Origin of the sequence: Pontibacillus yanchengensis, from assembly GCF_009856295.1 — a bacterium.
Classification (GTDB): domain Bacteria; phylum Bacillota; class Bacilli; order Bacillales; family BH030062; genus Pontibacillus; species Pontibacillus yanchengensis_A.
Map to the genome: position 1 here is coordinate 54322 of NZ_WMEU01000010.1, position 13558 is coordinate 67879.

The window sequence follows — 13558 nt, forward strand, 5'->3', positions numbered from 1 at the left end:
GCCTTACCCTCCTCTATTACTAGTGTGCTGAACAAGTTGCAGCAATGCATCTACATCCGTTCCTACCACGGTCGTATGACCTAGCTTTCTTTTTGGCTTCACACCATCTTTACCATATAAATGAACATGCTTTCCTTTAAAAGCTGTACCGTCTTCCAAGTAAGGTTCGATTTCATGACCCAGGATGTTCGTCATCACCGCTGCATAAGGGGCTTGAACATCTAGAAGTGGTAATCCACAAATGGCTCGAACATGCTGACCAAATTGAGAAACATTACAAGCTTCTATCGTGTAATGACCTGAGTTATGAGGTCTAGGGGCCATTTCATTTACATACACCTCATCCCCTACAACAAACATCTCAAAAGCAAACGTGCCTAAAAATTGCAATCGATCTGCAATAGACTGTGCTGCTTCCTTGGCTTGATCAATGATAGGTGCACTCACTCGTGCAGGCGCAATGCTTTGACGCAGGATGTGATCTTCATGGATGTTTTCCGGGACCGGAAACATCGTAAGGTCTCCATCGATGCCTCTTGTCATGACTACGGAAATCTCCATATCAAATGGAAGCCAAGCTTCTACTACGCAAGGTGGATTGTTACGGAGAATGTCTTCCGCTTCCTGAAGATCCTCCACTGATTCAAGCTTCTGCTGGCCTTTTCCGTCATACCCACCTCGCGTTGTTTTGATAACGCATGGATATCCAAGTTGTGTAACAGCTTCATGCAATTCAGGTACAGTTTCTACTAAACGATATGGAGCCACAGCAACACCCGCTTCTGTTAACAAGAGCTTTTCATTACCACGGTCCTGCGTAACCTTTAATGCATATGATCCTTGCGGGAGTTTAGCGCGTTTTTCTAGTTCATTGGCAAGCTCTAAATCTACATTTTCAAATTCATAGGTAATGACGTCCGCAATATCCGTTAAGCGAATAGCCGCTTCCACATCATCTAACGCAGCTTGGATATGCTCATCTGCCACTTGTGCGCATGGAGCATTAGGAGATGGGTCCAATACAGCAATGCGATAGCCCATTTGCTTGGCTTCCATCGCCATCATTTTTCCTAGCTGACCACCACCTAAGATCCCAATCGTTTTCCCTGGAAAAAGACTATGACTCATGTAATTGCCCCCTCATCCCTTCAACATGATTCTTCAATTCTTGTTTATAGACTGCTAATTTTTCAGCAATTTCATTATCAAATGCCCCTATCATCTCAGCAGCTAAAATCCCTGCATTCTTAGCACCAGAAGCCCCGATTGCTACCGTAGCTACTGGAACTCCTCCAGGCATTTGTACAATGGATAATAGCGAATCATATCCATCTAACTTAGAGGAAACTGGCACGCCAATCACTGGTAACGTTGTTTTCGATGCGAGCATCCCCGGTAAGTGAGCCGCTCCGCCTGCACCAGCGATAATAACCTTCAAACCTTTTTCCCGTGCAGATTCTGCGAATTGAAACATATCGTCTGGGGTTCGATGAGCAGATAGAATCTCTTTTTCATACTCGATTCCAAAGTGATCCAACATGTCACATGTAGACTTCATTGTTTCCCAATCTGACAAGCTTCCCATCACTACTCCAACCATTGCCATACCTCATCACCTCACCAATTATTTTGAAAAACTTCCTATTATATAGAAGAAAAGCGCAAGCGCCCTGATAGCGACGTAAAAACTGCTGCCCACAGGATGTGGGTTGGTTCGATGTTGCTGCACGATGCAGCGAACTTAATCGAACTTCCTTGAGATAAAGGAAACACGGAGAGCGGTAGCGATCCGATGTTGACTTATCGTAAGGAGGAGCAGGAAGTTTGCTAGGCGCTGGAGTTAGACACATAAGCGCCAGAACTTATCCTCTTACTTTGTAAATAAAAAAGCGCCTATACCTTGCTCTCACTAAGAGAGAAGATATAGGCGCATCCCGTAAAAGGTCTCCCCCTACCTATTAAAAGATAGAGGTCCCCTGACTATGTGCACATCATCTTCCCTCATAGTCCAACGATTTACGGTCGTCAGGTAGAGACTTACGGGCCATATCCCCGAGATTATATGAGGTCGCTATTTAAAAATGTCTACTTCCATCGTAACAGTAATCACAAAAACAAGTCAACTTGAATTCGAACATTACTTGATCAGATAAACGGAATCGTTCGTGTATTACAATATTCGACATTTTGCCTACTATAGAGGGATTTTTTGCTGAAAACACTTATTTATTGACGAATTTTTAAAAAGTGTTAAACTTATATCCGGTATGAAACGTATATACAGTTTAAACTTAACAAAAAGTCAAAATAGACTAGAAAGGGGATATCATGAATAAGGTTACATCAGTATTCTGGATATCAATTGCTCTAGCCGCCATATTTGTGTTATGGGGTGTTGTTGCTCCAGAAAATTTAGCAACATACTCGGGGAATTTACAAGGGTTTCTTACTGAGAAATTCGGATGGTTCTATCTACTAACGATTGCCATCTTTGTTATCTTTTCCATCTATTTAATCTTCAGTCCATATGGAAAAATGAAATTGGGCCAACCAGACGAAAAGCCTGAATATAATAAGATTACATGGTTCGCTATGCTATTTAGTGCAGGTATGGGAATTGGACTTGTATTCTGGGGTTCTGCTGAACCACTTGCTCACTTCGCTACGCCTCCAACAGGAGATCCGGAGACAAAGGAAGCAGCAAAGGAAGCAATGCGTTATGCTTTCTTCCACTGGGGTATTCACGTTTGGGCGATTTACACCGTCATTGCCCTTGCCATTGCCTACTTCAAATTCCGCCGACAAGCACCAGGTGTTATTAGTGCAACATTCCAACCACTACTTGGTGATAAAATTAATGGTGGATTTGGTAAAACAATCGATGTTATTGCGGTATTTGCTACCATCTTTGGTGTTGCAACGTCATTAGGACTTGGCGCGCAACAAATCAGTGGTGGAATAAGTTTCATTAGTCCAATTGAAAACAACTTTACGACACAATTTGTCATCATTATTGCCGTTACGATTCTATTCATGCTTTCAGCATGGAGTGGAATAGGTAAAGGTATTAAATACTTGAGTAATGCCAACATTGTGCTGGCTGGTACTCTTATCATTCTTACGTTAATCCTAGGACCAACTGTCTTTATCATGAACATGTTCTCAAGTACGTTTGGTTCTTATATACAAAATCTCCCAATGATGACCTTCCAAATGGCACCATTAAGTTCGGACCATAACGACTGGATTCAAAATTGGACCGTATTCTACTGGGCTTGGTTTACTGCATGGTCACCATTCGTTGGTACATTCATTGCACGTGTTTCGAAAGGACGTACCATCCGTGAGTTCGTACTAGGCGTTCTTATTATACCAAGCTTATTCAGTGCATTCTGGTTTGCTGTATTCGGCGGTACAAGCTTAAAGCAAGAGCTATCCGGGCAAAACACAGGACTGACTGATCTTGCACCTGAACAGGCCCTCTTCGGAACATTAGGAGGACTACCAATGGGCATTATCATTACCGTTGTTGCAATCCTTCTTATCAGCACATTCTTCATCACATCGGCTGACTCTGCAACATTCGTTCTAGGAATGCAAACAACAAACGGCAGCCTTAACCCACCAAACGTGGTGAAGCTAAGCTGGGGAATTATTCAAGCTTCTATTGCGGCAGTGCTATTGCAATCAGGAGGTTTAGGGGCTCTACAAACCTCTGCTATCGTATCCGCCTTCCCGTTCTCGATCATACTCCTCTTCATGATTTGGTCACTGATCAAGGCATTGCAAGAGGATGGCAAGCATTTGAAAAAGCAACAATCGAGCTCAAGCAGTCAAGATTACTCAGCATAAATGATTTAGACACTAATTATACGTTTAAAGGAGCGACCTATGAACTATTCATAGGTCGCTTTTTATGTTCTTTTTTTCCACAGTTAGAAACACCCATTTCATGTTTATTTCATATACTATTCCAACTCTTTCTATTCTTTTAACATATAAAGACCATCTATTAGTCTGTTCTATCGTCTATGATTATTTCATATAGTAAAATACCCCAATCTTTACATAAATAAGATTTTCCTCTTTTATCAGGTCTGAATAACGAAGTGGGGTGAATACATGAAAGCCTTTCTAGCACTATTCTTGGTTCTACAGAGTTTAATTGCTTTTATCATCCTTTATGACTTCGATACAGAAGATACTATTGTAGCGATACTAGATTCAGGCATCTATAAATCCCATCCGTTATTTGAAGATCGAATACTTAAGGGATATGATTTAGTCAATTGGGATTTTGCTCCTGACGATGAACTTGGTCATGGCACTCAGGTGGCAGGGATTATTATGGATTTAAACTCGGACTCCAATATAAAGTTACTGCCCATTAAAAAACTTGGCTATCCCGCTAATACTCCGCTATCGATTTTATTAGCTATTGTGAGCGGGGCTGATGTAGTCAATATGAGTTTCCATCAACCTTATAACCCCATTACGGAACAACTTCTTCGTTTTGGAACGCACAAAGGTGTATTGTTCATTGCATCTTCAGGTAATGAAGGGAAAGATATGCTAACCTACCCTGCTAAATATGATACCGTTATCCCAGTAGCAGCTACAGATTATGGAAATTCGGTCTTATCCGGAAATTATGGTGAGGGTGTCACTTATATTTCACCAGGTATTGATGTTTTAAGTGCTGGGTTAGGAGGAAACTTTACAACCGTAAGTGGAACGAGCATGGCAAGCGCCTATGCAACGGGCGTATTTGCTTACGTGAAAGACCTGCACCCTGAAGCAACAAACGAAGAACTTATTCAATATGTAAATCAATACGCACGGTCCATCGTCTATACGAAAAGCGATAAGCAAATTGAACTGAAAACATTAGATATACAAAAATTCAAAGCTATCGCGAGCGAACAGAGCTATTTATGGATGTCGGCCCTGGAATGGAAGCAACATAATGCCTCAACCCCAAGTATAAAAATAGATTCCTTCAACGTTGAAAAAGTATATATCCATGACAATGGAAGCTTTTACAAAACGTATCCAGGTGATACGGATTCTGTGATGCTACCCGCTAAAGATGGGGAACATGAAGTTCGTATCCATTTTCATAATGGGGAGCGATGGCAGGACCATCATTTATCCTATGAGATTGATACGACTTCCCCTATCATAGAAACCAATAATCAAATACATGCAAGTACCACTAACCTTCACATCCGTGTTACGGACCCGAACCTCGGTTATGTGCTCATAAATGGAGAAAAGCCTAGCTATTTAACTGGAGCATCTTTTTCTACTGGAAACACGAGAGATTTTTCTCTATTCTCCAATACGAAGCCAGTCGTAATCGAAGCATACGACACGTTTGGAAATAGTAGAATTGAAGTCTTCTACTCTCCTGAAATGACAACTCCTCACAAACAGCAATAATCCTAGCCACAGGTGGCTAGGATTATTGTAGCTACTTATCTTTATGTTTGCGGCAGGTCGATCCTATTTTTGAAAAGTAGCTCCTATTTTGAATTCCCGCTCCTATTTTCGAAAAGTCACTCCTATTTCAAAAAACTCGCTCCATATCTCGAAATCTCGCCCCAACCCACCAATTCTCCCCCATACAAAAAAGCACCATACGAAATTTCGTATAGTGCTTCTCCAAGTTTACGCCAACCCAATACGTTCAAATACGCGTTCTACATTTTGTAGATGATGGGTATGGTCAAAACTAGATTCTATTTGCTCTTCACTGAGCGTTTGTTGGATTGTTTCATCTTGTTCTACTAATGTTCTAAAGGAAATGCCTTGTTCCCATGCCTCCATTGCTTTTGGCTGGACTAAATCATACGCTTCTTCTCTTGTCATCCCTTCATCAATTAAGGTTAACAGGACACGCTGAGAGAAAATCAACCCGTATGTCTTGTCCATGTTCTGCCGCATGTTTCCTTCGTACACCGTTAAGTTGTCGACGATTTTACTGAAGCGGTGAAGCATATAATCAAGGGCAATGGTAGCGTCAGGTAAAATCACACGCTCAGCAGATGAATGAGAAATATCGCGCTCATGCCATAATGCTACATTTTCGTACGCCGTCACCATATGTCCGCGAATAACACGCGCCATGCCTGTCATATTCTCTGACCCGATTGGATTTCGTTTATGCGGCATAGCGGAAGACCCCTTTTGCCCTTTCGCAAAGAACTCCTCAACTTCTCTCGTTTCGGTTTTTTGTAACCCACGAATTTCAACTGCAAACTTCTCAATGGAAGTGGCAATTAAGGAAAGTGTAGATACATAGTGAGCATGTCGATCACGCTGTAATGTTTGCGTAGATACTGGAGCTGGTGTTAACCCTAGCTTGTTACAAACGTAATCCTCTACAAATGGATCGATATTTGCATATGTCCCCACTGCACCAGACAGCTTACCAAACTCAATTTGGTGAGCAGCCATTTCAAATCGTTCTAAATTCCGCTTCATCTCTTCATACCAAAGAGCAAGCTTCAGGCCAAAGGTGGTCGGCTCCGCGTGAACACCATGTGTACGCCCCATCATAACAGTGAATTTATGTTCTTTTGCCTTTTCAGCCAACACATCAATGAACGCATGTAATCCTTTACGAATATGCTCATTCGTCTGCTTCAAAAGATACGAAAGAGCCGTATCGACGACATCTGTTGAGGTCAATCCATAATGCACCCATTTACGCTCTTCACCAAGTGTCTCCGAAACTGCTCTTGTAAATGCTACAACATCATGTCGTGTTTCTTCTTCGATTTCATGGATTCGATTCATATCAAAGGATGCGTTCTCCCGGATCTTTTCTACATCTTCTTTTGGTATGTACCCAAGCTCACTCCATGCTTCACATGCGAGAATCTCGACCTCTAGCCATGCTTGATACTTATTTTCCTCAGTCCAGATAGCTCCCATTTCGGGTCTCGTATAACGTTCTATCATATAATCCGCCTCCTCTATTGATTGATTTTCCATAAAAAAACCTATTCACTTCTTTTTCAGAGAGAAGTGAATAGGTTTCGTTTCCACAAGCTAACTGCCTCTCTCGTTACACTATTAATACATTAATCGTAACAAGAGGCACATCAAAAATCAATCAAATCACGAACGTTTTATATGAAATAAATTCTATTATTCGCTTTTAACCGCATCGAATACGATTTTTCTTCCTACAGGTTCCACCTTTTTCTCGCCATTTTCTTCTGTTTCCTTGAAAACTGGTTCTTCCACACGCCTAACAGGTTGGTACCCTTCTTGCTTCATTTGATCAAGTACTTCTTCAATGGATTGATCCTCTTCTACTGTGAATCGCTTCTTATTGTTCTTGTTGTTCTTGTTGTTCTTCGGCATCCTTCTTAATACGTCCTTTCCGAACTTGTTTCACCCAGAAACCGCCGCGAATTTGCTTCGGCTCATACGCAACAATAAATGCTTTCTCATCAATTGTTTTAATGGTTTCATACAGATTCAATTCATATTTTCTAGGGGTTAGAATTTGCATGTTCAAACGGTCGCCTTCCATACCATACGCAAACCAACTTGTTACCCCATACCCTTTATCTCGTAGCATCTTTGTAAATTCGATATCTGGATTGGATGAGATTACATTAACCGTTATGTAACCTAACGCCAATTTCTCTTCTATTTTCATACCTACAATAACACCTAGGCCAAATCCTAATGCATACGCAACTACGTTCTGGACTTGATCAAGGTTCTCCAATACTAATCCTAGCCCAAGGATATACACCGTAATCTCAAAAACACTAATAAAAGCAGCCCAATATCTCTGACCCTTCAAGGTAAAAATCGTCCGAATCGTTAAAAACGATACGTACACGATGTTAACCACTAAGATAATAAGTACCATAACATAACTATTATCTATTAAATTTTCCAACCTCATCTCCCTTTCTATTAAAACCTTTTATATGTATACCCTGCCTTTCCAGGACATTCACCTAAAATTTCACTGTGCATATACTATATCGCAATCTGTTTCCCTTTCACAATAACATTTACAGATTTATGAGGAGGTTCATAATATGGATCCGTTTCAAAATATGCAGGATTGGCGTAAAAATTTGGATCAATTTTTTGGGAATGACTTCTGGGGTGAATTTGAAGGCATCCTAAAACCACAATTACCACAAGTCAATGTGTACAAATCTGAAAACGAAATTCTTTGTTATGTGAATGTTCCAGGTTTAGACGACATTGAAAAAGTTGACGTGTATGTCGACTACACCACCCTTGAACTAACTGGCGTCATTTCCTTACAGTCTCCGCACCAACAATTAGTGCAAGAGGAAATTCTTCAAGGATCTTTTGAACGAAAAATCGAACTACCTTATCCCGTACGCGGAGATAAAATCAACGCCACATATCGCAATGGATTACTCATTATTCAGCTTCATCGCTTAATTCAACAAGAAACAAACAAACAGCGTATCCATATCCGTAATTTGGAGGAATAGCACGTGTCCATACCCTCTCTAGCTTGAGCTAGGGAGGTTTTTATTGGCAAAAACAGATAACTTTTTTCACGTTCTTCGCATCCTAATCCTAACTGATATTCATCCAAGTAAAGACACTCCACTATCATCTAACAATGAACCAATACACACACATAATCCCAAAATCACCAAGGATGTGACTAACTACGGTTCCCACGATCGACCCAGTCCATTCGCGAATATACCCCCACAGCACACCCGCTATAAACACCGGTAAGACAGCCATAATATTTAAAGGATATTCAAACATAGGTAGGACCGAAAGAAAATGGTAAAGCGTGTAGAAAAACGATGTGAACAGGATTGTTTGCCATTCATGACATATTCGGTTCAACCGTTCATGCATAAATCCTCTCCAGTACATCTCCTCCAAGATAGGATTAATCACTAGCAAGACAAGAATTAATCCCATTACCCCTCTACCTGAAAATCCCCATTCCTCTAAGAGGAGATTCAGCTTTTCCATATCAATAAAATAAGGATGGAGCCAATACATACCACCAAAAATGAACACAAAAAACAGCAGTCCCGTTCCAATTCCAATGCCTAAATAAAAAGGGGACCATTTCCATCCTAGAAAAGAGCCTTCCGCTCTTCGTTGAACGAGAGGTATAGCTAGTAACCAGCCATAAAACAGAATAAATGTAAGAACAACATTACTAAATATTTGCAGACCCACAAAGATCATGAAGGCAGGCGCAAGAAAATAAATACTATTCTTCATTTGTATGCCTCCACAAAGGTGTCCAATTCATTCATACTTCTCTCACACCCTTTTAAAACCCTTCAAATATGGAGTGATTTATTTACAGATTGAAGCACTGTTGTATTTACAAGAAGATACTACATTTGAGAAGATCCATGCATAAATCAGCCCTCTCACAAGGTAGTAAACGAGTGGAATGTCCCATCTCCTATCTCTAATCATTCGATATAAAACAAAAGCTCAGGGCGCCCGTTTAGCGACGTATGTGCTGAACTGAGCAGCCTTCAAACGAGATAAGGACGTGGCATACATGCGTTAACCTCTTTCATGTTGAAGTTGTGTATCGAGACGTGAAACCTCAGCTTTATTACGTTTCGTTTCTTGGACAATCATAACAGCAGCTAAAACCATGACGATTCCACCATATTGCCATAAAGTTAGTCTTTCTTGGAAAACCAATAATCCTACTAGTGATGCTACAACTGGTTCAATCGTTGCAATAATGGATGCTCGGCTTGATTCCACGGTGCTGAGCCCTTTTGTATAAAGAAGAAACGGCAAAGTAGTTGATAGTAATCCCAGTCCTACAATATATAGCCAAACTTCAGCGTTTCTAAGTAAAGATAACTCAGACCAAATCCCACTAAAAGGCAACACCGCTATAGTCGCGAATAAGAACGTGTAGAATGTAACAGTTAGAGAATCATATTTTTGTAGAGCAAATTTTCCGAAGATACTATAAAGCGCATAGAAGATTCCTGAACCAATCCCTAATAGAAAGCCATAAACGGAAATCGGTTCAATGGCATTTGGTAATAATCCAATAACAAACGCACATCCCACCACCGTCATCACCAAAGCAATAAGCTTTCGATTCGTTAACCACTCTTTAAACAACAACCTCGAAAAAATAGTCACAAACGCTGGAGCAGTGTACAACAGGATAAATGCGACCGACATCGACGTTTCTCCCATGGCGCTAAATAAGCACCAATTAAAGAAAACGATACTGATTACACCTGTTCCGACAAACAGTTTGCTATCAGAGGGATGGATATGGAGCAACCGACGATCTTTTTTTAAAACATATACAAGTAAAAACACAAGTGAGGAGAGAACACGCATCGCAACCACTTGGAGAGGAGTAAATCCCATTTCATACAGATATGTTACAAATAAACCGATAATGCCCCACAATGTAGCTCCTACTGCAATGGATATGGACGCCGTTTTATGATTCATGTCTCTCTCCCCTTAACACATTAATTTTCTATCGTATAAACGAGTATTTTAGAAGCAACTTCTTTCTCCTCCCCTTTATTTCGAACCCATACCTCAACCTTATCGCCTACACTCAACTGTTGAAAATTAATCTCCGGCCCCTCCCCAAGAAGGACTGATTGTAGCAACTTTATCACCTGGCTGTAATTTTTGTGGTTTTGTTAACACACACTACCCATCCCTTTCCAGCTAGCTTAAGTGGTCCTTGAGTTTATGTACAACGATACTAGATTTATATAATGATAATTATTTCAAAATTCTTCATGTTTCTCAATATGTTTTGAGTAACTAAAGCTCAAGGCGCCCGGGTAGCGACGTACAAACGGTATGTTCTTTAAAAAAGGCCAAATCATTGAATGATTTGGCCTTTTTCGTATAGCCAGCTCCCATTACTACGTCAGAGCTGTCTTCACTTCTTCTTTGAATTGCCTCATTTTATTTTTAATGACCGAGGTATCTGCAAAATAATCATGGATTCCTTGATAACGTTTCGTAAACAAGACAACGAGATAAGGAAGTCCTAAGAATGCCATACTAATATATCTCCCGATGCATTCCCTGAATATAACCTGTTTTGTGGACAGAGCCGAACCGATAAGTGACTCAACGGATAGCCCCATAATCATCTTCCCTAATGTTGCTCTGAAGAAATAGGTCAATAGAATAAAATAAGCAAAGAATATAATAGACGTCGTAATGTTGGATGCACTAAATAGATTGATCCACAATTTTGCTTCTGACAAATTCATTAGATTCAACAGTGGCCTCGTTACAATGGTGTTGATACTCCAAATAACAATTAAGTCAATCAAGTAGGCTATAAAACGAGGGAAGAACCCAGCATAGACTACTTTATGGATAGCACCAATATGAGAGGATACTGTTTCATGTAATGGATGAGATGTGTCATTTTGTTCAAATGTATCCATCTTTCTTCCTCCTTAATCGGTATATAGGTACATCATTGTAGGCCCTTGGCGATCTTGTATCATCTCTTGAATCCACTTCACTTCACTATTTGGTAGGAAGCTTTTTACGTTAAAAGGAAGCCCAAACATATATGGATTACGAGGCTTAAACTCAAATACTTGAGGATCACCACCGATTTCTTCTTTCAATGCTGATAAAGCATCTTCCTCAAATCCTAATTCATCGATTAAACCGTTATCTAAGGCCTGCTTACCAGAGTAAATCCGTCCATCAGCTAAGTCCTTCACTTTGCTTTCCGACATATCCCGTCCGTTTTTAATTACATTCACAAAGTCTTGATAAGAATCGTCTACTAACGATTGAAGGATATCGCGATCTTCCTGCGTCATTTCACTAGTCGGACTCATAATGTCCTTGAATTCACCACTTTTAATCGTGTTGAATTTGACTCCATACTCATTAGCCAACTCTTTATAGTTCACACTCTGCATAATAACCCCAAGGGAACCTGTTAGCGTTTGTTTAGAAGCATAAATTTGATCTGCTGGTGTGGAAATGTAATATCCGCCAGAAGCCGCCATAGAGCCCATGGAAACATAAAGCTTTTTCCCTGCTTCTTTAAGTTCCAGTAATTCTTTATGGATCTGGGCACTTTCAAACACACCGCCACCAGGAGAATTCACATACAAAAGAACACCCTTAATCGTGTTGTCCTTCTTTATAGCTTCAAGTTGATCTAGTAAACGTTCGTGATTGTAGCCAGCATCATTAAAAGGATTTGTTCCCTGTCCACTTAATATCGTACCCTCTACTGAAATACGTGCAATTCGTTTTTGTGCAGAACCTCTCTCGACAACTTTTTCTTTAGGTGTTTCATCTCCAGCTAACATATTAGATCTGGACTCAGAGAAAGAATCGCTCATCACTAAACCAATACTTTGAGTCAGTATTGCAAAAATGAGTAATGCTGCAGCAATGAGAATCGCTACAATTCGTTTAGACATATATCATCTGCCCTTTCTTTTATAAATTCATTCAAATATCATTTTGTTATTCGATATGCAAGTTGCAATACATCTCTATGTAAAAGAGGCGTATTCTTTATCGCACCAACCCTAAGTTTACAATATTATTCTGTTAGAAGGGAAGAATTTTTGATTGAATGGAAGAGGTTATTATTTACAGCTGATTCGCGATATTTTGTCTTTCCATTAAGAAATCCAAGTTAATCTAACACTTACTTTATAAAGATTGTCTCTAAATAAGGTTAGTGATCAGTTTTTAGAGTCAATTCGAGTTCTGCAGGCAATCTGGAAGAATCCTCAATCACAGTGAATGGTTTCCCAAGAAGAAAACAGGATTTAATGGGAAGCAATGGTACCTTTTCTCCTCGTATCATCGCTCCGGTCTTGCGCTTTGCTCACTTCAAACTCAAATTATGCTCGATTTGGATTCTATATGCTGAATTCATGAAAATACAATCTCGCAATGTGTTAATCTCAGGGATATTTTGTTCTCTTAAGACCCTTTTTAGAATAGGGCATTCTTTTATAATAGAATGAACAGTTCAATTATAAAGAAAATCCCACGGAAAAATTCCGTGGGATTTATGTGTGCATGGCGGCGTCCTACTCTTGCGGGGGTGAAACCCCGACTACCATCGGCGCTGAAGAGCTTAACTTCTGTGTTCGGCATGGGAACAGGTGTGACCTCTTCGCCAAAACCGCCATACTTTGTATTTTCTTGAAGGTAGTACCTTCAAAACTAGATAAGAATGAGACATCGAATGGTTGGTGCGCCTTTTCGGGTTCGAGCTCCAGCGACTGCCGAAGCAGTCGCCTGCGCTTTTTGTTTGTCCAGCTCCAGCGGGTAGGACCTCGCGGCTATAAGCAATCCTACTGCGATGGAGTAACCTCCATCTCCGTCGGTTTGCTTATCCCGTCGGTCCTGAACAACCCGCTTGCGCTTTTCGTGTTTAGTTAAGTCCTCGATCTATTAGTATCCGTCAGCTGCACGTGTCACCACGCTTCCACCTCGGACCTATCAACCTTGTCGTCTACAAGGGATCTTACTCATTTAAAATGATGGGAAATCTCATCTT

Annotated in this window: 13 protein-coding genes, 2 rRNA genes and 1 riboswitch; of the genes, 3 read left to right on the top strand and 12 right to left on the bottom strand. The window is 40.5% G+C overall.

The annotated features are described in order from the left end of the window. Positions 1 to 3: 3 nt before the first annotated feature. On the bottom strand, positions 4 to 1128 hold the full coding sequence (gene purK, locus GLW08_RS19635) for a 5-(carboxyamino)imidazole ribonucleotide synthase (protein WP_160850327.1): 1125 nt from the start codon (positions 1126 to 1128) through the stop codon (positions 4 to 6). Then, positions 1118 to 1606 carry a 5-(carboxyamino)imidazole ribonucleotide mutase gene (gene purE / locus GLW08_RS19640; protein WP_160850328.1) on the bottom strand — a complete coding sequence of 163 codons (489 nt, stop codon included), beginning with the start codon at positions 1604 to 1606 and terminating at the stop codon, positions 1118 to 1120. Before purE ends, purK begins: the two co-directional genes overlap by 11 nt. Before the next feature lie 378 nt (positions 1607 to 1984). Next, positions 1985 to 2086, bottom strand: a riboswitch (purine riboswitch). 242 nt (positions 2087 to 2328) lie between these two features. Between purE and GLW08_RS19645 the strand changes: the two genes are divergently transcribed. Then, the gene (locus tag GLW08_RS19645) at positions 2329 to 3852 is read left to right on the top strand and encodes a glycine betaine uptake BCCT transporter (RefSeq protein WP_160850329.1); all 1524 of its coding nucleotides are present in this window, start codon (positions 2329 to 2331) and stop codon (positions 3850 to 3852) included. A 270-nt stretch (positions 3853 to 4122) separates the two neighbouring features. Beyond that, positions 4123 to 5442, top strand: coding sequence for a S8 family peptidase (locus GLW08_RS19650; RefSeq protein WP_160850330.1), 1320 nt, complete (start codon positions 4123 to 4125; stop codon positions 5440 to 5442). A 228-nt stretch (positions 5443 to 5670) separates the two neighbouring features. Here the strand turns inward: GLW08_RS19650 and purB are convergent, their stop codons facing one another. From purB to GLW08_RS19665, 3 genes are all read right to left on the bottom strand, one after another. After that, positions 5671 to 6966, bottom strand: a complete 1296-nt coding sequence (gene purB / locus GLW08_RS19655) for an adenylosuccinate lyase (RefSeq protein WP_160850331.1) — start codon at positions 6964 to 6966, stop codon at positions 5671 to 5673. Between the two features lie 189 nt (positions 6967 to 7155). Beyond that, entirely contained in the window at positions 7156 to 7374 is a 219-nt protein-coding gene (locus GLW08_RS19660) for an NETI motif-containing protein (protein ID WP_160850332.1), read from the bottom strand. Further along, the gene (locus tag GLW08_RS19665; protein ID WP_237458517.1) at positions 7340 to 7894 is read right to left on the bottom strand and encodes a DUF2179 domain-containing protein; all 555 of its coding nucleotides are present in this window, start codon (positions 7892 to 7894) and stop codon (positions 7340 to 7342) included. Before GLW08_RS19665 ends, GLW08_RS19660 begins: the two co-directional genes overlap by 35 nt. A gap of 175 nt (positions 7895 to 8069) precedes the next feature. Between GLW08_RS19665 and GLW08_RS19670 the strand changes: the two genes are divergently transcribed. Beyond that, the gene (locus GLW08_RS19670) at positions 8070 to 8501 is read left to right on the top strand and encodes an Hsp20/alpha crystallin family protein (RefSeq protein ID WP_160850334.1); all 432 of its coding nucleotides are present in this window, start codon (positions 8070 to 8072) and stop codon (positions 8499 to 8501) included. A gap of 124 nt (positions 8502 to 8625) precedes the next feature. On the opposite strand, the gene GLW08_RS19675 is transcribed toward GLW08_RS19670, so the two are convergent. The 7 genes from GLW08_RS19675 to GLW08_RS19705 form a co-directional block, all read right to left on the bottom strand. Then, a complete protein-coding gene (locus GLW08_RS19675; RefSeq protein WP_160850335.1) occupies positions 8626 to 9264 on the bottom strand; it encodes a CPBP family intramembrane glutamic endopeptidase in 639 nt (212 codons plus the stop codon). Between the two features lie 297 nt (positions 9265 to 9561). Next, positions 9562 to 10488 carry a DMT family transporter gene (locus GLW08_RS19680; RefSeq protein ID WP_160850336.1) on the bottom strand — a complete coding sequence of 309 codons (927 nt, stop codon included), beginning with the start codon at positions 10486 to 10488 and terminating at the stop codon, positions 9562 to 9564. Positions 10489 to 10508: 20 nt separating this feature from the next. Next, positions 10509 to 10655, bottom strand: coding sequence for a hypothetical protein (locus tag GLW08_RS19685; RefSeq protein WP_160850337.1), 147 nt, complete (start codon positions 10653 to 10655; stop codon positions 10509 to 10511). Positions 10656 to 10919: 264 nt separating this feature from the next. Further along, positions 10920 to 11456 carry an RDD family protein gene (locus GLW08_RS19690; protein ID WP_160850338.1) on the bottom strand — a complete coding sequence of 179 codons (537 nt, stop codon included), beginning with the start codon at positions 11454 to 11456 and terminating at the stop codon, positions 10920 to 10922. 12 nt (positions 11457 to 11468) lie between these two features. After that, positions 11469 to 12461, bottom strand: a complete 993-nt coding sequence (gene sppA, locus GLW08_RS19695) for a signal peptide peptidase SppA (protein ID WP_160850339.1) — start codon at positions 12459 to 12461, stop codon at positions 11469 to 11471. Positions 12462 to 13072: 611 nt separating this feature from the next. After that, positions 13073 to 13188 (bottom strand): 5S ribosomal RNA (gene rrf, locus GLW08_RS19700). Positions 13189 to 13432: 244 nt separating this feature from the next. Beyond that, a 23S ribosomal RNA gene (locus GLW08_RS19705) occupies positions 13433 to 13558 on the bottom strand; the annotation flags it as partial.